Consider the following 20,004-nt stretch of genomic DNA (forward strand, 5'->3'; position numbering starts at 1 on the left):
CACCGCCCGTGCCCCGGCGGCGGCCACCAGCCGGGCGCTCGGCACGTCCCAGGCGTTCGCCAGCACCAGCGGCTCGCCCGGGCGGTGCAGCTCGTGCAGCAGCCGGGCCTGCTCCCGCCGGCTGGCCGGGTCGGTGGCGCTCACCTCGCGGCCGGGCTCAGGCGGGTGGAGACGCCGATCCGGTTCCAGGCGTTGATCGTGGTGATCAGCGCGATCAGCTGGGCCAGCTCGGTCTCGTCGAACTGCGCGGCGGCCTCCGCGTACACGGCGTCCGGCACGTGGCCCTGGGTCAGCAGGGTGACCGACTCGGTGAGGGCCAGGGCGGCGCGCTCGCGGGCGGTGAACCAGGGCGTCTCGCGCCAGGCCGGGAGGGAGAGCATGCGGTGGTCCTGCTCGCCGTGCTTGCGGGCGTCGGCCGCGTGCATGTCGATGCAGAAGGCACAGCCGTTGATCATCGAGGCGTGCACCTTGACCAGCTCGGCGATCACCGGGTCGACGCCCTCCCTGGACGCCCGGTCCAGGGCGACCATCGCCTGGTAGAAGGCGGGGGCGAGCTTGTGCATCGGCATGCGCTGCTCGGGGGCGGGCACCGGGGCCCCGTTCGTCACGGTCGTCTCGTTCGTCGTCATGGCCGCCAGCCTAGGAGCGCGGTGGCCTGCCGTCCTGGTGCATTCGGCCACCCGCATCGTGGGCCACTTCCGGCGTGCGAACGGCCGTGCGAGGATCGCCGGGAGGGGATCTCCGGCGGGTTCACCGGCCGGGTCGCCGACCGGACGAGGTCAGGGGCAGCGGGTCGTGTGTACGGCGTTCGTCAGCATCGAGCCGGCAGCGGCGGTGCCGGTCCTGCTGCTGTCCGTCCGGGACGAGTACCTGGGCCGGGCCTGGCTGCCGCCGGACCACCACTGGCCGGACCGGCCCGGGCTGCTCGGCGGACTGGACCTCGCGGCCGGTGGCACCTGGCTGGCCGTCGACCCCGCCCGGCGCACCGCCGCCTGCCTGCTGAACGGCTTCGGCCCGGCCGCCCCCGCCGACGCCCGGCGCACCCGCGGCCGGCTGCCGCTCACCGCCGTCCGGGAGGGCGGGGTCGGCAGGCTCGACCTCACCCCGTACGACCCGTTCCACCTCGTCCTGGTCCGGGCCGACGGAGCCCGGGTGTCCAGCTGGGACGGCGGGCGGCTGGAGGAGCGCGAACTGCCGTCCGGCCTGAGCGTGGTGCTCAACGACGGGCTGGAAGGCCTGGCCGCCGGCCGGACCACCTCGGAGCGGATCCGCGCGCTGATGGCCGCGCGCGCCGCCCACTTCCGGGCCCGGCTGGCCGCCGAACCCCGGCCCGAGCCGACCGGCACGGGCCCGGCCGCGGCGGCCTGGGGCGGGTGGCTGCCGATCGTCGCCGGGGACGGGCTGGCGCCGGACGCGGACGCCGCGCTGATCCAGCGGCGGGACTTCGGCGACGGGCGGATCTGGGGCTCCTCGTCGATCTCGCTGCTCGCGCTCGGCCCCGGCCTGCTGCGGTACGACTTCGCGGCCGTGCCGGTGGCCGCGGACGGGACGGGGTGGCGTCGGGTCGCGGTGGACTGACCTGGCCGCGTCGGCGGTGGGCGGAAAAGGACTTGAACCTGACGCTGCGGGAGGCGGCATCGTGGCCCGGGTCGAGCCCCAAGGAGACCCCCGTGAACCGTCCCGACCACCCGCGGCGCCCCCGTCGCCTGCTCGCCGTCCTGACCGTCGCCCTGCCCCTGGCCGGCACCCCGGCCGCGGTGACCGCCGTGATGCCACTCGGCGACGCGGCGCACCGGGCCGTCCCGTCCGCCACCGTGCCGGCCTCCGTGGCGGCGGCGCTGATCGGCCGCCTCGCCCCCGGTGTCCTCCGGCCGTACGGCCGGTGAGGATCCGCGCGGCGGACCCCGGCTTCCGTCCGGGGCGGCCCCGGCCTGCCGTCCGGGCGGGTCTCAGCCCTCCGTCCGGGCCGACTCGGCCAGCACCCGGGCGAGTTCGGCCGGCCGGGAGAACATCGGCCAGTGCCCGGTGTCCAGCTCCACCAGCCGCCAGTGGCCGTCCGCGACCAGCCGGGCGACCAGCGGCGGCGGCTCCGGCCAGTCCAGCAGGCACTTCACGTACACCGCCGGGAGCGCGCTCAACGGGCCCTCCAGGACGGCTGGTTCGGTCAGCGAGGGGCCCGGGTGCGGGGTCGCGCCCGCGGTGATCCTGGTGATCTGCCCGACGGTCAGCCCCTGCCCGGCGAACTCGGCCGGCGGCAGCGGCGGCCACCAGCCCCCGTGCGCGGCGAGGTCCGCCCGCAGCGCGGCCGGCTCCGGTATCTGGTCGGCGAAGGACTCCCCCGCCACCGGCACGTTGGCGTCCACCAGGACCAGCCGGGCCAGCCGGTCGCCGATCCGTTCCGCGGCCTGGCCCACCGGGATGCCCGAGTAGCTGTGCCCGACCAGCACCACCTCGCGCAGGTCCAGCCGCTCCACCTCGGCGACGACGTCCGCCACGTGCGCCCGCTGCCCGGCGGGCGCGCCGCTCTTCTCCGCGAGCCCGGAGAGCGTCAGCGGGTACGCCCCGTGCCCGGCCGCGCACAGTTCCGCCACGACCTCGTCCCACGCCCGGGCACCGAGCCACGCGCCCGCCACCAGTACAAAGTTCGCCATGGGCGGCACGGTAGCGCGCGGCTCCCCGGACGGCCCGGGAAGCGACGGGAAACAACACGTGGAGGAAGCGTGACGGACCCGGCGGGCCGGCCGGCGGGGTGCCGGCCGGCCCGGGGGCACCACCGGGACGGTCAGGCCGTGAGGCCCAGGGCGGCCAGGCGGACCGGGTCGGTGAGGATGTCCATCGCGGTGATCCGGCCGCCGTGGATGGTGAACGACATGACCGACAGCGGACGGCCCCCGGCGAAGGAGACCACCCCGGGCGAGCCGTTGACCAGGACCAGCCGGCCGCCGGCGGCGAAGCGGGCGAAGGCGATCGCCTGCGAGGCGACGTCGGCCGCGCCGCGGCGCAGCACGCCCGGCACCAGCGTGCCGCCGTCGGAGCGGGCCACCACCCCGGGGTCGAGCACGGCCAGCAGGGCGTCGAAGTCGCCGCCCCTGGAGGCGGTCAGGAAGGCCTCCACCACCTCGCGCTTGCGGGCGTTGTCGGAGTCCGCGGCCGGGGTGGCGCCCTGGACCCGGCGGCGGGCGCGGCTGGCCAGCTGCCGGGTGGCGGCGGAGGTGCGGCCGAGCACCTCGGCGATCCCGTCGAAGGGCACCTCGAACAGGTCGTGCAGCACGAAGGCGATCCGCTCCGCCGGGGAGAGCGTCTCCAGGACCACCATCAGCGCGATCCCGACCGAGTCGGCGACCAGGATCTCGTGCACCGGGTCCAGCGCCGACAGCCCGCTGACCACCGGGTCGGGCAGCCGCACCTGCCCGTCCTGCTCGGGCAGCGGATCCTCCCGGCGGGAGGTGCGGGAGCGCAGCTGGTCCAGGCAGACCCGGCTGACGACGGTGGTGAGCCAGGCCCCGAGGTTGCGTACCCCGCCCACGTCGCCGCGGCTCAGCCTCAGCCAGGCCTCCTGGACGGCGTCCTCGGCCTCGGCGATCGATCCGAGCATCCGGTAGGCCACGGCGCGCAGTTGGGGGCGCTCGGCCTCGAACCGCCCGGCCAGATCGGCCGGTTCGGCCGGTTCGGCCGTCTCCGGGTCGTTCCGGGAAATGTCCTCGCTCACCCTGTCACATCCTCGCGTCGGGATCCGTCGGTCCGATGACGGACGCTAACCGACGGGGAGGACACCGTGATCACCACCCGCACCGCCCGCACGCGGGCCCCGGCGGGCCGTCCGTCCCCGCCCCACCGGGCGAGAATGGGGCCGTGAGCACCTCCTGGACCGCCTTCGGCGGCGACCTGCACCTGGACCTCACCGAGCGGCGGGCCGCCGGCGCCGGGCTGCGGGCCGCCTTGGAGGACGCGCTGCGCGAGGCCGTCCAGGACGGGCGACTCGCCCCCGGCACCCGGCTGCCGTCCTCCCGGGCGCTCGGCGAGGACCTCGGGGTCGCCCGCAACACCGTGGTCGAGGCGTACGGCCAGCTCACCGCCGAGGGCTGGCTCAGCTCCCGGCAGGGCTCCGGCACCACCGTCGCCCGGCGGGCCGCGCCGGAGCCGGTCCGGGGCAGGCGGCCCGCCGCCCGGCCCGCGCCACGGCGGGCGACCGCCCCGTACGACCTGACGTCCGGCCGGCCCGACCTCTCCCTCTTCCCCCGCACCGCCTGGCTCGCCGCCGCCCGCCGCGCCCTCGCCACCGCACCGCACGAGGCCCTGGACTACGGCAGCCCGCTCGGCCGGATCGAACTGCGGCAGGCCCTCACCCACTACCTGGCCCGGGTCCGCGGCGTCCGCACCGACCCCGACCACCTGCTCGTCTGCACCGGCGTCACCCAGGGCCTCGGCCTGCTCTGCGCCGCCCTGCGGGACCGCGGCGCCCAGTCGCTCGCCGTCGAGGAGTACGGGCTGCCGCCGCAGCACGCGGTCGTCCGGGCCGCCGGGCTCGCCACCGTGCCGGTCCCGCTGGACGCGGACGGCGTCCTGGTCGACCGGCTCGACCGGCTCGACCCCAGGGCCGGCGCCCTGCTGCTCACCCCGGCCCACCAGTACCCCACCGGCGCGGCGCTGGCCGCCGAGCGGCGGGCGGCGGCGGTGCGGTGGGCGCGCGAGCAGGACCGGTACGTCATCGAGGACGACTACGACGGCGAGTTCCGCTACGACCGGCAGCCGCTCGGCGCGATGCAGGCCCTGGACCCGGAACGGGTGGTGTACGCCGGGACGACCGCCAAGAGCCTCGCCCCCGGCCTGCGGCTGGCCTGGCTGGCCCTGCCGGACGCGCTGGTCGAGCCGGTCGCCCGGCTGAAGGCGCTGGCCGACACGATGTCCCCGGTGCTGGACCAGCTGACGCTGGCGGAGCTGATCACCTCCGGCACCTACGACCGCCACGTGCGGCGCTGCCGCCTGCACTACCGGCGCCGCCGCGACCGGCTGGTCGCCGCGCTCGCCGAACACGCCCCGCACGTCCGGGTCACCGGCATCGCGGCCGGCCTGCACGTCGTGCTCCGGCTGCCGCCCGGCTCCACCCCCGAGCCCGAACTCCTCGCCCGCGCCGAGCACTTCGGCCTCTCCCTCAAGGGCCTCGCCTGGCACCGCGCCGCCCCGGCTCCCGCCGACACCCCGCCCGCCCTGGTCATCGGCTACTCCACCCCGCCGGACCACGCCTTCCCGGCGGCGGTGCGGGCGCTCTGCGAGCTGCTGCGCACGGCGTGAGGGGGTGAACGGGGGGAGCCGGGCGGGAACGGCAGCGGTCCGCCCGCCTCCCTCGGGGGCGGGGGCGGGCGGACGGTCCTGGGGCGCTGACTACTTGTTGCGGCTGCCGAGTTCGAACAGGAGGATGATGAAGCCGGCGAAGGCGTGACCTCCGACGGTGTAGATCAGCAGGCGGAGGTAGATCCGCTTGTTGGCCCACTTCCCGGCGTCCATGGTCTTCGGGCCGGCGGGAGTGTCGGGGGCGATGGTGGTGGTGGGATCGGCCATGGTGATCTCCTCCGGGGTGTTCTGACGGCGGGTCAGTGGACGGCGGTCGGGCCGCCGCCGAGGCAGAGTTCGCCGCCGGGGCTCTGCAGCAGGGTGTGGACGAAGAGCAGTTCGACGCCGCTGTCCGACTCCGCGGCGATGCAGTGCGGGGTGAGCGAGTCGTAGTGCGCGGAGTCGCCCACCCCGAGGTGGTGGACCCGGTCACCGAGGGTGACCCGGAGCGCGCCCTTCAGGACGTACAGCCACTCCTCGCCCGGGTGGACCCGGACCACCGTGTCCTGCACGCCCGGCGGGACGTGCACCCGCAGGGCCTGCATCGCGCGGCCGGGGGCACCCGCCCTGCGGTAGCCCCAGCCGCCGGCCCGGCCCGGCTCGATGGCGCCGCCCCGGACGACCGGGTCCGGCTCGGCCATGGTCTCGCCGAGGAGTCCGGAGACCGAGGTCCCGTACGCGCGGGCGAGGCCGAGCAGGACGGGCAGCGAGGGCTGCCGGCGGCCGGTCTCCAGCCGGGACAGATAGGCTGGGGAGAGCCCGACCCGGCCGGCGGCCACCTCCAGCGTGAGACGGCTGCTGAGCCGGTGCTCACGGAGACGGGCGGCGAGGCCGGCGACCTCCTGGTCGTCGAGTTGTTCGCCCGTGGTGGCGGCACCGGTGGAGCTGCTGGTCATGTGTCCAGTGGACACCCGGCGTGCCACATGGGCAAGAAAATTGCCTCACAGGCAAAGCCCTCCCGCGTCCCCGCTCACGGCACCCCCGCTCAGGGCCGCGGAATGTTCCGCAGGTTGCTCCTGGCCAGGTCGATCATGCGCCCGACGCCGCCCGAGAGCACCGTCCTGCTCGCCGCCAGCGCGAAGCCCTTCAGCTGGGCGGCGGTGATGTGCGGCGGGATGGACAGCGCGTTCGGGTCGGTGACCACGTCCACCAGGGCGGGGCCGGGCCGCTCCAGCGCCTCCGCCAGCACCTCCCCGACCCTGGCGGGATCGGTCACCCGCTTGGCCTGGATGCCCATCGCCCGGGCGATCCCGGCGTAGTCCACGTCCCCGTTGTCGATCTCGGACTCCGGGTAGCCGGAGACCAGCATCTCCAGCTTGATCATGCCGAGCGCACCGTTGTTGAAGACCACCGTCTTCACCGGCAGCCGGTGCTTGGCCACCGTGAGCAGCTCGCCGAGCAGCATGCCGATCCCGCCGTCGCCCGCCATCGCGACCACCTGCCGGCCCGGACAGGCCAGCTGGGCGCCGATCGCGTGCGGGAGGGCGTTGGCCATCGAGCCGTGCAGGAAGGAGCCGATCACCCGGCGGCGGCCGTTGGGCCGGAGGTAGCGGGCGGCCCAGACGTTGTTCATGCCGGTGTCCACGGTGAACACCGCGTCCTCGGCGGCCACCTCGTCCAGCACCGAGGCGACGTACTCGGGGTGGATCGGCAGGTGCTTCTCGATGTCCCTGGTGTACGCGCCGACCACGTCCTCCAGCGCCCGGCAGTGCTTGCGCAGCATCCCGTCCAGGAAGGCGCGGTCGCTCCTGGCGTCCAGCAGCGGCAGCACGGCCCGCAGGGTCGCGGCCACGTCGCCGTGGACGGCCAGGTCGAGCGCGGTGCGGCGGCCGAGCCTGGTGGCGTCGTGGTCGACCTGGACGGTGTGCGCCTGCGGCAGGAAGGAGTCGTACGGGAAGTCGGTGCCGAGCAGCACCACCAGGTCCGCGGAGTGCAGCGCCTCGTGGCACGCCCCGTAGCCGAGCAGCCCGCTCATCCCGACGTCGTACGGGTTGTCGAACTGGATCCACTCCTTGCCGCGCAGCGAGTGGCCGACCGGCGCGTTCAGGGCCTGCGCGGCCGCCATCACCTCGGCGTGCGCGTCGCGCACCCCGGCGCCGCAGAACAGGACCACCTTGCGGGCCGCGTTGAGCATCCCGGCCAGCTCCTGCACCTGGGACCAGGGCGGCGCGGCCACAGCCTGCTCGGTGAGGAAGTGGCTGGTGCCGGTGGGCGCGACGGCGGAGAGGGCCGCGACGTCCCCGGGGAAGGCGAGCACCGAGACGCCGTGCGAGCCGAGCGCGTGCTGGATGGCGACCCGCAGCAGCCGGGGCAGCTGGCCGGGGGTGGAGAGCATCTCGCACCAGTTGCTGCAGTCGGTGAACACCCGCTCGGGGTGGGTCTCCTGGAAGAAGCCGGTGCCGATCTGCCCGGACGGGATGTGCGAGGCGAGCGCGAGCACCGGCAGGCCGCTGCGCTGGGCGTCGTACAGGCCCTGGATGAGGTGGGTGTTGCCGGGGCCGCAGGAGCCGGCGCAGACCGCGAGCCGGCCGGAGAGCTCGGCCTCGGCGGCGGCCGCGAAGGCGCCGGCCTCCTCGTTGCGCACGTGCACCCAGCTGATGCCCTCGGAGCGGCGGATCGCGTCCACGACGGGGTTGAGGCTGTCGCCGACGACGCCGTAGACCCGCTCGACCCCGGCCTGCCGGAGCACCTCCACCATCTGTTCGGCCACGCTCGCCACGGCTGCGCTCCTTCGGTCGGCACGGGACACCTGCACCCTGCGCCGGGGCCGGGGGCGGCGCAGCCGGGGTGGGCCGGACGGGTGAGCCCGGCGGCGGGCTGGCGAGCGCGCGCCGGGCGTGAGAACGCGACGGGCGTGAGGGCGTGGGAAGGGCCCGCCCCGGCTGCGGAGCGGGCCCTTCCCCGGCGGGCTACTCCGCCGCCAGGTGGTCCTGCTGGCCGAGCTTGCCCGCCACCAGTCCCGCCTGGGGCTGGCGGCGGGCGGGTTCGCGGCCCGGCGGCTGGGCGACCCGCTCCTGGGCGGGCGGCAGGGTGGTCGGCAGGGTGACCGGCGAACCGGCCTTGACCTGCACCGCCTCGCCGTCGTGCCGCAGGTGGACGACCTCGCCGCGGCGCAGCGTGTACGTCGTCCCCCCGTGGCTGATGTCCACGCCGAGCAGCTGCCCGCGCACCAGCAGCGAGAAGCTCAGCCGCATCAGCCCGGACGGCAGCCGGGGCCGGAACGAGAGCGAGTCGCTGTGGTCGCGCAGCCCGCCGAAGCCCGCCACCAGGGCGATGCAGGCCCCGGCGAGCGACGCCATGTGCAGGCCGTCGCGGGTGTTGCCGCCGAGGTCGTGCAGGTCCATCAGGGCCGCTTCGGCGGTGTAGTCGTACGCGAGGTCGAGCTGGCCGACCTCGGCGGCGATGACCGCCTGGGTGCAGGCGGAGAGCGAAGAGTCCCGGACGGTCAGCCGCTCGTAGTAGGCGAAGTTGCGGGCCTTCTGCTCGTCGGTGAAGGCGTCGCCGCGGACCTGCATGGCGAGCACCAGGTCGGCCTGCTTGACCACCTGCTTGCGGTACAGGTCGAAGTACGGGTAGTGCAGCAGCAGCGGGTAGTTCTCCGGCGGGGTGTGCTCGAAGTCCCAGACCTGGTGGTGGGTGAAGTCGTCGGCCTGCGGGTGGACGCCGAGGCTCTCGTCGTACGGGATGTACATCGCGGCGGCCGCGTCGCGCCAGGCGGCGGTCTCCTCGGTGTCCACGCCGAGCAGCGAGGCCTCGTGCGGGTGGCGGACGGCGGCCTCGGCGGCGGCGCGCAGGTTGCTCTGCGCCATCAGGTTGGTGAAGACGTTGTTGTCCGCGACGGCGCTGTACTCGTCGGGGCCGGTGACGCCCTCGATGCGGAACTTCCCGGCCACGTCGTGGTGGCCCAGCGAGCGCCACATCCGGGCCGTCTCGACGAGCAGTTCGAGCCCGTACTCGCGCTCGAACTCCTCGTCCCCGGTGGCCCGGACGTAGCGGGCGACGGCGACGGCGATGTCGGCACCGATGTGGAAGGCTGCGGTGCCGGCCGGCCAGTACCCGGAGCACTCCTCGCCGCGGATCGTCCGCCACGGGAACACCGCACCGGCCAGGCCGAGCTGGACCGCCCGCTCGCGGGCCAGCGGGAGGGTGGTGTGCCGCCAGCGCAGGGCCTGGTTGACGGCGTTGGGCAGGCAGTAGGTGAGCACCGGCAGGACGAAGGTCTCGGTGTCCCAGAAGCTGTGCCCGTCGTAGCCGGGGCCGGTCAGCCCCTTGGCGGGGATGGCCCGTTCCTCGCTGCGGGCACCGGCCTGGAGGACGTGGAAGACGGCGAACCGGACGGCCTGCTGGAGCTCGACGTCGCCCTCGATCGCGATGTCGCTGGTCTCCCAGAACTCCTTGAGGAAGTCGGCCTGTTCGGCGACCAGGCCGTCCCAGCCGGTGTACCGGGCGGCGGTCAGCGCGGCCTCCACCTGGTCCCGGACGGCGGGCAGCGAGCGGGTGCCGGACCAGCCGTAGGCGATGAACTTGGTCAGCCGCAGCCGCTGCCCGGGCTTGAGCACGGTGGTGACGCTGATCCGGCAGTGGTCGGCCTCGGACTCGGCGACGGTGTCGGACTTCTCCGGGCCCTCGATGACGTGGTCCATCCCGGCCGCGACCCGGATGCCGCTGTAGCGGGTGCGGTGCACCAGGACGGCCTTGGTGGCGCTGGCGTGGTGCGCCTCGGGCTGTAGCGGTGCCTCCAGCACGGCGGCGGCCCGCGGGTCGCCCTCGGGACCGCCGGGCAGCTGTTCGTTGGCGACCAGCTCGGACTGGAGCACGATCCGCACCGGGCCGTCCACCGCCTCGACGCTGTACTCGACGGCGGCGATGGCGCGCTGGGTGAGCGAGACCAGCCGGGAGGAGCGCACCCTGATCGTCCGCCCGGCCGGGGAGGTCCACTCGGCCTCGCGGTGGAGCAGGCCCTCGCGGAAGTCCAGCCAGCGTTTGTGGCTGACGAGTTCGCCGTAGCGCAGGTCGAAGGGCTCGTCGTCCACCAGCAGTCGGATGATCTTGCCGTTGGTCACGTTGATGACGCTCTGGCTGGACTCCGGGTAGCCGTAGCCGCCCTCGCCGTACGGCAGCGGACGCAGTTCGAAGACGCCGTTGAGGTAGGTGCCGGGCAGGCCGTGCGGCTCGCCCTCGTCCAGGTTGGCGCGCAGGCCGATGTGCCCGTTGGAGAGCGCGAAGACGGATTCGGCGCGGGCCATCGAGGCCAGGTCCAGGCCCTGCTCGGTGATCTGCCAGGGGTCGATCGCGAAGGTGTCGGCCGGACTCATGCGCGCTCCTCCCCGAGGAGTTCGGAGAGGTCCCGGACGACCACGGTGGCGCCGTCCCTGCGCAGTTCGGCGGCCTGGCCGGTGCGGTCCACCCCGACCACCGTGCCGAAGCCGCCGGCCCGGCCCGAGGCGACCCCGGCGAGCGCGTCCTCGAAGACCGCGGCGTGGGCGGGTTCGACGCCGAGCGCGCGGGCGGCGTACAGGTAGGTGTCGGGGGCGGGCTTGCCGGGCAGGCCCTCGGCCTTGGCGACGTTGCCGTCCACGATCACCTCGAACAGCTCCTCGATGCCGGCCGCCCGCAGCACGTCGCGGCAGTTGGCGCTGGAGGAGACCACCGCGCTGGGCAGCCCGGCCGCGCGCAGCCGGTGCACGTAGTCGACCGAGCCCTGGTACGGCTGGACGCCCTGCTCCCGGATCAGCCGTAGCACGGTGTCGTTCTTGGCCCGGCTGATCCCTTGCACGGTACGGGAGTTGGGCGGATCGTCCGGGGTGCCCTCGGGCAGTTCAATGCCCCGGCTGAGCAGAAAGGCGCGGGTGCCGTCCAGGCGCGGGCGGCCGTCCACGTGGGTGTCGTAGTCGGTGACGGCGTCGAAGGGGACGAACTGCCCGCCGGTGCGGGCGGCTTCGGCGCGCAGGAAGGCGTCGAAGGTGTCCTTCCAGGCCGCGGCGTGCACCTTCGCGGTCTGGGTGAGCACCCCGTCGAGGTCGAAGAGGAAAGCACGGATGTCGTCCGGTAGCCCCAGCATGGGTGCAGTCTTACCCGGGAACGGGGGGAAGCCGCCCATTTCCCGGCGGCGCGTCGCGGGAAGGGCGGCTTCCGGTTGCCCGGCCGTACGGGACGGCGCTACGGCGAGTCGGGCATCTGCGCCTCGGGCGCCTCGACGACCGCGAAGAGCGCGCCCTGCGGGTCCCGGACCACCGCCATCCGGCCGGACTGCATGTCGAAGGCCGGCTGGATCACCGAGCCGCCGGCCTTGACCAGGGCGTCCACCGTGGAGTCGGTGCTGTCCACCGAGAAGTACGTCATCCAGTGCGAGGGCGTGCCCGGCGCCAGGTAGCCGGGGATCTCCTGCATGCCGCCCACGGTGCGCTCGCCGACGTTCAGCGAGACGTAGCCGCCCTGGATGGCGGCCGGACGCAGGCCGAGGGCCGGCTGGTAGAAGCGGCCGGCCGTGCCGGTGTCGGCGGTGTTGAGCTCGTTCCAGACCACCGCGCCCGGCTCGTTGACCACGCCCGCGCCGATGAAGTCCATCGCCTGCCAGACGCCGAACACCGCCCCGGTCGGATCGGCGGCCACCAGCATCCGGCCGACCGTGCCGACGTCCATCGGGTCGTACAGGACCGTGCCGCCGGCGTCGGCGATGGACGTCCGGGCCGCGTCGGCGTCGTCCGAGGCCAGGTAGGTGGTCCAGGCGACCGGCGGCTCCGGCTGCCCCTCGGGCGCCATCTGCGCCATGATCCCGGCGACCGGCCGGCCGTTGAGCGTGCACACGGCGTAGCCGCCGAACTCGGCCGGGCCGACCTTGCCCTGCCAGCCGAACAGGTCGCGGTAGAAGTCGAGCGCGGCCTGCTGGTCGCTCGCCATCAGGTCGACCCAGCACGGGGTGCCGGGCTTGTACGGATCGGTGACTACGGGCATTGCTGGGCCTCCCGGAGGCAGTGGTGGCCGGCTGTGGTGGTCGGACCGTCCGGCCGGTCGGGCCGCGTGGGGGCTCGGCCCGGCCGGGGCGACGGCGGTACACCGCCACCATCGGCCCGCCACCGCGATCCCGCCACCGGACGGCGCCCTCGCGGGCGACCGGCGGGCGGTCCGTCACGGGGTTCCCCCGGGGTCGGTCACGGGGCGCTCACGGGCGCGTTCGGGGCGTGCTCACGGGGCGTCGTGGCGGTGCCCGGTGACGAAGTACGGCTGCACCTTGCCGCTCTGCGCGTAGTCCTTGAGCCGGACCAGCAGTTCGGCCCAGGTGCCGGCCACCGCCGGGACGCCCTCCTCGCTGCCCGGCTGCCAGCCGCCGTGCCGGAACAGCAGCCGGGTGCGCTCCGGCTCGGCCCGGTGGCCGGGCGCGGCGGGTCGATCGGACGTGCCGGGTTCGGCGGGCCGGTCGGACGTGCCGGGCTCGGCGGGCCGGTCGGCGAGCTCCCAGCTGATCCAGGTGCCGGCCCAGTGCGGCGGGAAGGCCCCGGCGTTGGTCCACACCACCCGGTCCTGGTCGGCCCGCTCCACCCGCAGCCGGAACGGCTCCGGGACGTCGGGGAAGTCGAACAGCAGGACGTCGCCGTCCCGGTCCACGCCGGTGGTCCACCAGGCGGCCAGCCCGTCGTGGGTGGTGAGCGCGGCGAGCACGACGGCCCTGGGGGCGGCGATGTCGAGCTGGAGGGCGATCTCGGGCATGGGGTCCGCCTTTCACGGTGACCGGTGGGATCCCCGCCCAGGGGCTACGGGCCCACCATGGCACGACCCCCGGGCCCGCGCGCCCCGGAGGGCGCCGGCCCGGGGGTCGTCCCCGTGCTGTCCGGTGCCGGCGGTCAGCCGCCGCTGCCGTAACTGGTGTTGGCGCAGAGGTCGTCGTCCGCGGAACGGGCGTCGTTGGTGACGCTGGTCGGCAGCGGCTGCGGGGGCGCCGGGACGCCCGGGGTCGCACCGGGCGCGGCGCCGCCGGTGGGAGCGCCGGGCGCCAGACCCGTCGCGGCCGCGAAGTCCTGGCCGACGATCACCGAGATGCCCCGCGCGCTGCTGGACTCCAGGCTGGCACCGGGGAAGAGCGCGGCGACCTTCTCGGCGTTCGCCTTCTGCCCGGAGCCGTACTCGACCGTGGTGGTCTTGTACTTGGTGCTGGCCGCCTGGCCCCCCGTGCTGGCGGTGAACTTGGCGCCCTTCAGCTGCTCGGTCGCCTTTCCGGCCAGGCCGTTGACGACCGTTCCGTTGTAGACCGCCACCCTGATCGCGGAGTTGGCGGTGTCCGCGGCCGGGGCGGCCGGGGTGGTGGGCGCCGCGGGCTGCTGCGGGGCCGTGCTGGTGCCGTCGGCCGGGGAGTCCGGCTGCTGGCCGGTGGCGTTCTGCCCGTCGATGGTCTGGTCGGCCTTGAGGGTCTCCCAGAGCTTGTTGGTGTCCGGCTGGACCAGGTCGATGTCGACGCCGTGGTAGCGCCAGGGCGTCGTCACGAACTTGAGGTCGTGCATGTCGATGTTCTTCAGCGACAGGCCGAAGGAGAGCAGCTTGTCGGCCGAGTCCAGGCCGGGGTCGACGACCAGGGACTTGGTGGCGGCGTCGGCCAGCGGCAGGAGGGTGGTGGGGTTCATCCCCTCCTTCTTGATCTTGCTGGCGAGCGAGCCGAGGAAGGCCTGCTGGCGCATCATCCGGCCGATGTCCGAGCCGTCGCCGATGCCGTGCCGCAGCCGCACGTAGTCGAGCGCCTTCTGCCCGGAGACCGTCTGCTTGCCCTGCGGAAGGACGAGGTCGCCCTTCTTCTTCAGGTTGGGGTTGATGTCGCCCTCGTAGATCGCCTTCGGCAGGCAGACCTCCACGCCGTCCACGGCCTTGGTCATCGCGGCGAAGCCGTTGAAGTCGACCACGAGGGTGTGGTCGACCCGGATGCCGGTCAGCTTCTCCACGGTGTTCTGCGCGCAGGCCGGGTTGCCGTCGTCGCTTCCGCCGGTGGAGAAGGCCTCGTTGAACTTGGCGTTGGTCCGGTCCTTGGTCCACTTGCCGTTGGGAAGCTTGCAGGACGGGATGGTCACCAGGGCGTTGCGCGGGATCGAGATGCCCACGGCGTGCTTGTGATCGGCGTAGACGTGCAGCAGGATCGTGGTGTCCGAGCGCGCGCCGCCGGCATCGCCGCCGCCAAGGTCGGAGTTGTTCTTGCCGCGGCTGTCCGAGCCGATCAGCAGCACGTTGACCGGCTTGTTGCCGTCCGCGTCGGCCTTCGACTCCGGCGGGCGGTTGGTGGCTATCGCGTCGCCGTCGAAGGACTTGATGTTGGCGTTCAGCTTGAGGTAGATCGCGCCACCGGCGCCGGCTATCAGCACCAGCACGCCCGCCGCCGACCAGGCGACGATCTTCTTCACGTTCTTCTTCGGCTTGGCGCTCTTGCGCGCCGCCGCCCGGCCGCCGCCCGCCGAAGCCGCCTCCGTCTTCCCCCCGCCACCGCCCCGGCCGCCCTTGCCCTGGGCAGCGCGGCGGGCCTCCGCCCGGCCACCGGAACGCGGGGACGGCACGGCGCCACTGCCCTCCGCGCCCTCGGTCGAGAGCGCGGAGGGCACGTCCTCGCCCCGAGCCGTGCCCTCGCCCCACTGACCTGACATGCGCGTACCTTTCACCGACGGAAGCGACGCCCCTGACGATCCGGCGCACCGCACACAGAGAGACGGTCCGGACCGTTCCCAGGTTGCACATACGACCTTCGGCACCATCCGACGATCGTGGCTTCCGATCATATTTAGGCCCGACACGATCACCGACCTCCGGCCCTCGGGCAACCCCGCCGATCGACGGGCAACACCCCGGCAGAACAGTCGAAAACGCCCGATTCCGACGTGACCCATGCCACTGCGCCGCTCCCGTGCGGGCGACGGGATCCGGCCACCGGCGCGGCCCGCCGCCCGCGCGGACACCGCACCACAACGCCCTTGCGGACAGCGGAGTTGGGCGCACGGCCGACGCCGGCGCCAAGGGTCGGCGGCACCGTCCGACGGGGCACCCGTACGAGTGCGCCCCCGGTCGGCGGGACGCACCACGCGGACCCGAAGGAGGGAACGGAAAGAGGCCGGATCAGAGTTCATCTGACCCGGCCTCGGCTCGGTGGGCCGCCAGGGGCTCGAACCCTGAACCTACGGATTAAAAGTCCGCAGCTCTGCCAATTGAGCTAGCGGCCCACGGCCCTCGCGCGCCGGGGGTACCGGGTGGGAGGACCACGGCGATCCTACCCGGTGGGGCCCAGGGCTCCGCCAGTGGATTGCACGGGCGTGCCGGGGTTGTCGACCGGTCCTCGAGGCGGCGTGTAGTGGGCGGCACGGACCCGGCGGAGCCAGGCCTCGGCGGGGCGCGGGTCGGCGGCCGCGGGCAGCACACCGGGGCCGGAGAGGCGCTCGGCCGCGTCGGCGAGCAGCGGCTCGGCGAGGTCGGGGTGGTCGGCGATGCGTTCGCCCAGGTCGCGGACGCGTTCGGGGTCGGGCAGCCGGATCAGGTTGCGGCCGGTCCGGTGCAGGCGGACGGCCTGCTCGACCAGCCGGACCAGGTGCCTGGCGTGCTTGGCGGCCCGGCGGCGGGTGGCCGGGTCGGTCGTGTCGCGGGTCAGCAGCTTGCGGAACTGCTGGTCGGCGTAGCCGAGGTAGGCCTTCCGTACCGCGGGCGCGCTGAGGAAGGAGTCGCGCAGGCCGACCAGTTCGTCGCCGAGCGGGGTGCGGACCTCGTACAGCCCCTCCGGCAGCCAGACCAGCTCGGAGGCGGTCGGGTTGCAGTTCAGCGCCAGCCGGCACCACTTGGCGGCCTCGTGCAGGGTGACGTCGGGCGCGGTGGTGACGTGGGACTCGGCGGGGCGGTGCAGGCCGTGCAACTCCTCGGTGGGGGTGGCGAACAGGCCCAGCCGGTCGAGGTCGGAGCCGGCGTGGGCGAAGCCGTACGCGGTGGAGCCGACGATGCCCGAGAGCAGGACCGTGCCGGGAACGGCCGGGGCGGTGGACATCCACGGACTCCTCTCGGACGTCGAACGGGCGGGCGGGTGCCGCGCCCACGGCCGATCCTCTCCGGAACGGGCCGCGCCGGGCGAGCGAATTCCGGTCCTGGCCCGCCGCGCGCCGCCGCCGGGTAGCGTACGGACCATGTCGACCACCACCACCGACGAGGTCCTGATCGTCACCGGCGCGAGTCGCGGCATCGGCGCCGCCACCGCCCTGCTGGCGGCCCGCCGCGGCTACCGGGTCTGCGTCAACTACCGCACGGACGAGGCCGCCGCGGCGGCCGTCGTGGACGCGATCGGGGCCGCGGGCGGCACCGCCCTCGCGGTCCGCGCCGACGTCACCCGCACCGCCGAGGTGGAGCGGCTGTTCGCCACCGTGGACGCCGAACTCGGCCCGCTCACCGGCCTGGTGAACAACGCCGGCACGCTGGAGAAGCAGTGCCGGCTGGACGAGATCGACGAGGACCGGCTGAACCGGATCTGGGCCGCCAACATCACCGGCCCGTTCCTGTGCGCGGCCCAGGCCGTCCGCCGGATGTCCACCCGGTACGGCGGTCGCGGCGGCGCCATCGTCAACGTCGGCTCGGCCGCCTCCCGGATCGGCTCGCCGAACGAGTACGTCGACTACGCGGCCGCCAAGGGCGCGGTGGACTCGATGACCCGCGGCCTGGCCCTGGAGGTCGCCGCCGAGGGCATCCGGGTCAACACGGTGCGGCCCGGACTGATCCACACCGGCATCCACGCGCTCGGCGGCGAGCCGGGCCGGGTCGACCGGGTCGCCCCCGGCCTGCCGATGCGGCGCGGCGGACAGCCTGAGGAGGTCGCCGAGGCGGTCCTCTTCATGCTCTCCCCGGCGGCCTCGTACACCACGGGGGCGTTCCTGGAGGTCTCGGGCGGGCGCTGAACAGCCTGTTCCGCACCGGCGGGGGCCGGTTTCGGCCGACGTCCAGCCGCCACCGAGCGGCCCCCTCCGGTTTCCTTCCGCCCGCCCGCCCCCGCCCGTACGGTGGTGGCCATGACCGACGCCTTCATCGACATCCCCGGTGTGCGCAACTTCCGTGACGCGGGCGGGATCGGCGCCCTCCGCCGGGGCGCGCTGTACCGCTCCGGTTCCTTCCACGCGCTCACCGGGGAGGGTGCCAGGCGGCTCAAGGCGCTCGGCCTGCGGACGGTGGTCGACCTGCGCAGCGCGTTCGAGCTGGAGGTCTGGCCGGACCAGCGGCACGACCTCGACCACGAGACCCTCCACCTGCCGACCCTGCCCGCCGACCGCGGCGACGTCGACCTGCCCTGGCCCGAGGACCAGGCCGCCCTCTACCCCTTCATGGCCGAGACGGCCGGCCCCTCGCTCGCCGCCGTCATGCGCCGCCTCGCCGCGCCCGGGTCACTGGCCGTCGTCGTCCACTGCGCCGTCGGCAAGGACCGCACCGGCCTCACCATCGCCGTCCTCCAGTCCCTGCTGGGCGCCTCCGAGGCCGAGATCACCGCCGACTACCTGCTCTCCAACCTCGGCCTGGGCCTCGACAAGGGCCCCGCCCCGTACATCGACGAGACCGGCGCCGAGCGCCTCTCCCGCCCGGTCGACGCCGAACTCCTCGCCTCCTCCCTGGCCTGGATCCACGGCCGGCACGGCACGATCCCCGACTACCTCCGCCACCACGGCACCACGGACGCCGAACTCGACGCCGTCCGCGCCAACCTCTCCGCCTGACGGGCCGCCGGCCTGGCGGGTCGGTACGGCTAGCCCTCCCGGCGCTCGAAGCGCCACCACTGGGCCGGGACGTCGGCGTCCTCCCGCTGATGGACGTCGGCCTCCGGGGTGGCGCCCGCCGTGAGGGGCTTGCCGCTGATGAAGCTGCTGACCGTGTAGGTGCCCGGGGCGTCGACGTGCGCCTCCAGCAGCCACTCCTGGGCGCCGAAGGCGTTGGCCGACCACTGCTGGACGCGGACGCCGTCGTCCGTGGAGGCGTCGGTGACGTCCAGGCGCTTGCCGCTGCCGGCGTTCTCGATGTGGAACAGCGCCCCGCCCGGGTGCACGGCGGTGAGGCGCCAGAGCTGGGCGTCGCTGCCGTCGTCCGTGCCGAGGACGATCCGGGCACCGCTGCGCCGGGAGGCGTCGGCGACCCGGAGCAGCAGCCCGCTGCCGACGTTGCGGACGAGGTAGCTGCCGTCGCTGATCGCGGAACCGGTCATTGAGCTGGTCACGCTCGAAGTCTGCCACCGGGGGCCGACAGGCCCCCGTGAAGCCGGGGCCTGTCGGGGCCGGCCGGGGCCGCGGAAGCGTTTCCTCCGGGCCGGTTCGGCCCCCTATGCTGCGGCGAATGTCCACCGAGCAGATACCGTCGCACCGTCAACAGCCCACCTTCACCGAAGCCGTGGCCGCCCTGGAGGCCGTGGTCGCGGCCGGGGACGACGAGCAGTTCGGGCCCGCCCTCGGGCTGGTCGGCGGGCTGTTCGGCGCGGCCGACCCGGCGGAGCCGGTGGCGGCCGGTCCCCGGCTGGCCGCGCTGCTGCCGGACGCCCCGCCGTTCCCCCGCGCGCACCTGGCCATGGTGGTGGGCGCCTGCGTGGAGCACGGCGCCGACCCGGTCGCCTGCTCCGGTCCGGTGCTGGCAGGCCTGCGCGGGGCACTGACCGGCGCGCAGCTGCTGGTGCGGCGCTGGGTCTCCACCGGCGGCGGCCCGCTGCCCAGCGCGGAGGAGGACGATCCGGCCGAGGCGCACGAGCGGATCGCCGACCCCGCGCACCTGGACGAGTGGAACGCCCACCTGGCCGTGGTCGCCTGGTGGACGCTGCACCTGTGGCAGCAGGCGGCCTGGGCGGTGTACGCGCACGCGGCGGTCAGGGCCGAGGCCCGCGCCTCGGGCGTGACCGGGGTGCTCCTGGAGCTGTTCGAGCGCTACCGGGGCGAGCAGCACGACTTCAAGGGCCTGGTCCACCTGGCCCTGGTGCTGGACGACGAGCCGCTGCTGGTGCTCGACCGCCCCACCGGCACCGGCTACCTGCTGCGGATGAGCGGCCTGAGCGACACCTTCCAGCTGCACACCCTGCTCGCCGACGTGCTGGTCGGCGGCGGCCACCTGCCCGGCATCCCGCAGGACCCGGAGGTGGTGGCGCTGGCCAGGACGGCGTTCCTGGACGGCCGCCGGGTGATCGCCGCGGGCGCCTTCAACCTGGTCGCGCCGGACGGCTCCTGGATCTGGAACGAGGGGACGCCGAGCGACGTCCCGGTGGTGGACGGCGTGCGCACCCTGGTGCTGGAGCCGCTGCCGTACGAGCGCAGCTGGTCGGCCGGGCGGTTCATCCAGGAGGTCCCCGGCGACCTCCGGCTCGACCGGGTGCTCGACCCGGCGGAGGCGGCCCGGCTGCTGGCCGCCACGGTGCCGGGGCAGACGCCCGCCGAGGCGTTCCGCTAGGAGGCACCGGCGGCACCGGCGGCACCGGAGGCCCGGGGGACCCGCCGCCCGTTCGCCGGGTTATCGTCGGAAACCGGCACAGCCCCTACGAGTGGAGTCGACGATGGCGAAGGTCCCGAACGTGCTCGCGGCCGCCGCGCCCGCGGCGCTGACCGCGGCGAGCGGTCTGGTCGGCGGTTACGGCGTCGCCCGCTGGAGCGGCCGGCGCGAACTGGGCGGCGCGGCGCTGGCGGTGGCCGGCGCCGGGGCGGCCGCGCAGTGGCGCCG

The 20,004-nt window shown here is 74.7% G+C and carries 19 protein-coding genes and 1 tRNA gene; 6 read left to right on the plus strand and 14 right to left on the minus strand.

Going from position 1 to position 20,004, the window contains the following annotated elements:
* Positions 1-140: 140 nt before the first annotated feature.
* A complete protein-coding gene (locus tag BU198_RS31405) occupies positions 141-629 on the minus strand; it encodes a carboxymuconolactone decarboxylase family protein (protein WP_223245211.1) in 489 nt (162 codons plus the stop codon).
* A gap of 166 nt (positions 630-795) precedes the next feature.
* Between BU198_RS31405 and BU198_RS31410 the strand changes: the two genes are divergently transcribed.
* Positions 796-1,578, plus strand: coding sequence for an NRDE family protein (locus BU198_RS31410; protein WP_188300250.1), 783 nt, complete (start codon positions 796-798; stop codon positions 1,576-1,578).
* A 92-nt stretch (positions 1,579-1,670) separates the two neighbouring features.
* Complete coding sequence (locus BU198_RS31415; protein WP_188300251.1) at positions 1,671-1,886, plus strand: hypothetical protein; 216 nt, start codon at positions 1,671-1,673, stop codon at positions 1,884-1,886.
* A 63-nt stretch (positions 1,887-1,949) separates the two neighbouring features.
* Here the strand turns inward: BU198_RS31415 and BU198_RS31420 are convergent, their stop codons facing one another.
* Both BU198_RS31420 and BU198_RS31425 read right to left on the minus strand, forming a co-directional pair.
* Entirely contained in the window at positions 1,950-2,651 is a 702-nt protein-coding gene (locus tag BU198_RS31420; RefSeq protein ID WP_188300252.1) for an alpha/beta fold hydrolase, read from the minus strand.
* Between the two features lie 131 nt (positions 2,652-2,782).
* A complete protein-coding gene (locus BU198_RS31425; RefSeq protein ID WP_317620402.1) occupies positions 2,783-3,709 on the minus strand; it encodes a sigma-70 family RNA polymerase sigma factor in 927 nt (308 codons plus the stop codon).
* Positions 3,710-3,852: 143 nt separating this feature from the next.
* Between BU198_RS31425 and BU198_RS31430 the strand changes: the two genes are divergently transcribed.
* Entirely contained in the window at positions 3,853-5,292 is a 1,440-nt protein-coding gene (locus BU198_RS31430) for a PLP-dependent aminotransferase family protein (protein WP_317620403.1), read from the plus strand.
* Positions 5,293-5,382: 90 nt separating this feature from the next.
* On the opposite strand, the gene BU198_RS31435 is transcribed toward BU198_RS31430, so the two are convergent.
* From BU198_RS31435 to BU198_RS31480, 10 genes are all read right to left on the minus strand, one after another.
* Positions 5,383-5,559, minus strand: coding sequence for a DUF6126 family protein (locus BU198_RS31435; RefSeq protein WP_223245213.1), 177 nt, complete (start codon positions 5,557-5,559; stop codon positions 5,383-5,385).
* Between the two features lie 32 nt (positions 5,560-5,591).
* Complete coding sequence (locus BU198_RS31440; protein ID WP_188300254.1) at positions 5,592-6,227, minus strand: helix-turn-helix domain-containing protein; 636 nt, start codon at positions 6,225-6,227, stop codon at positions 5,592-5,594.
* A gap of 89 nt (positions 6,228-6,316) precedes the next feature.
* A complete protein-coding gene (locus tag BU198_RS31445) occupies positions 6,317-8,050 on the minus strand; it encodes a pyruvate dehydrogenase (RefSeq protein ID WP_188300255.1) in 1,734 nt (577 codons plus the stop codon).
* Between the two features lie 190 nt (positions 8,051-8,240).
* Complete coding sequence (locus BU198_RS31450) at positions 8,241-10,646, minus strand: glycoside hydrolase family 65 protein (protein WP_188300256.1); 2,406 nt, start codon at positions 10,644-10,646, stop codon at positions 8,241-8,243.
* The gene (locus BU198_RS31455) at positions 10,643-11,392 is read right to left on the minus strand and encodes an HAD family hydrolase (RefSeq protein ID WP_188300257.1); all 750 of its coding nucleotides are present in this window, start codon (positions 11,390-11,392) and stop codon (positions 10,643-10,645) included. Before BU198_RS31455 ends, BU198_RS31450 begins: the two co-directional genes overlap by 4 nt.
* Positions 11,393-11,490: 98 nt before the next feature.
* Positions 11,491-12,285 (minus strand): VOC family protein, encoded by a 795-nt coding sequence (locus BU198_RS31460; protein WP_188300258.1) that lies wholly within the window; start codon positions 12,283-12,285, stop codon positions 11,491-11,493.
* 231 nt (positions 12,286-12,516) lie between these two features.
* On the minus strand, positions 12,517-13,038 hold the full coding sequence (locus tag BU198_RS31465; RefSeq protein WP_188300259.1) for an SRPBCC family protein: 522 nt from the start codon (positions 13,036-13,038) through the stop codon (positions 12,517-12,519).
* A gap of 134 nt (positions 13,039-13,172) precedes the next feature.
* Positions 13,173-14,948 carry an LCP family protein gene (locus tag BU198_RS31470; protein ID WP_188300260.1) on the minus strand — a complete coding sequence of 592 codons (1,776 nt, stop codon included), beginning with the start codon at positions 14,946-14,948 and terminating at the stop codon, positions 13,173-13,175.
* Between the two features lie 497 nt (positions 14,949-15,445).
* A tRNA-Lys gene (locus BU198_RS31475) sits at positions 15,446-15,518 on the minus strand.
* 47 nt (positions 15,519-15,565) lie between these two features.
* Positions 15,566-16,327, minus strand: a complete 762-nt coding sequence (locus BU198_RS31480) for a DNA polymerase beta superfamily protein (protein WP_188300261.1) — start codon at positions 16,325-16,327, stop codon at positions 15,566-15,568.
* A gap of 136 nt (positions 16,328-16,463) precedes the next feature.
* On the opposite strand from BU198_RS31480, the gene BU198_RS31485 reads away from it, so the two are divergent.
* Both BU198_RS31485 and BU198_RS31490 read left to right on the plus strand, forming a co-directional pair.
* A complete protein-coding gene (locus BU198_RS31485; RefSeq protein ID WP_188300262.1) occupies positions 16,464-17,225 on the plus strand; it encodes an SDR family oxidoreductase in 762 nt (253 codons plus the stop codon).
* A 111-nt stretch (positions 17,226-17,336) separates the two neighbouring features.
* Entirely contained in the window at positions 17,337-18,032 is a 696-nt protein-coding gene (locus tag BU198_RS31490; RefSeq protein ID WP_188300263.1) for a tyrosine-protein phosphatase, read from the plus strand.
* A gap of 29 nt (positions 18,033-18,061) precedes the next feature.
* Here BU198_RS31490 and BU198_RS31495 read toward each other — a convergent pair whose 3' ends face one another.
* Positions 18,062-18,526, minus strand: coding sequence for an RICIN domain-containing protein (locus BU198_RS31495; protein ID WP_317620404.1), 465 nt, complete (start codon positions 18,524-18,526; stop codon positions 18,062-18,064).
* A 116-nt stretch (positions 18,527-18,642) separates the two neighbouring features.
* Between BU198_RS31495 and BU198_RS31500 the strand changes: the two genes are divergently transcribed.
* The gene (locus BU198_RS31500; RefSeq protein ID WP_188300264.1) at positions 18,643-19,737 is read left to right on the plus strand and encodes a hypothetical protein; all 1,095 of its coding nucleotides are present in this window, start codon (positions 18,643-18,645) and stop codon (positions 19,735-19,737) included.
* Positions 19,738-20,004 lie beyond the last annotated feature (267 nt).

This window comes from Streptomyces sp. CBMA156 (assembly GCF_014596515.1).
GTDB lineage: Bacteria > Actinomycetota > Actinomycetes > Streptomycetales > Streptomycetaceae > Kitasatospora.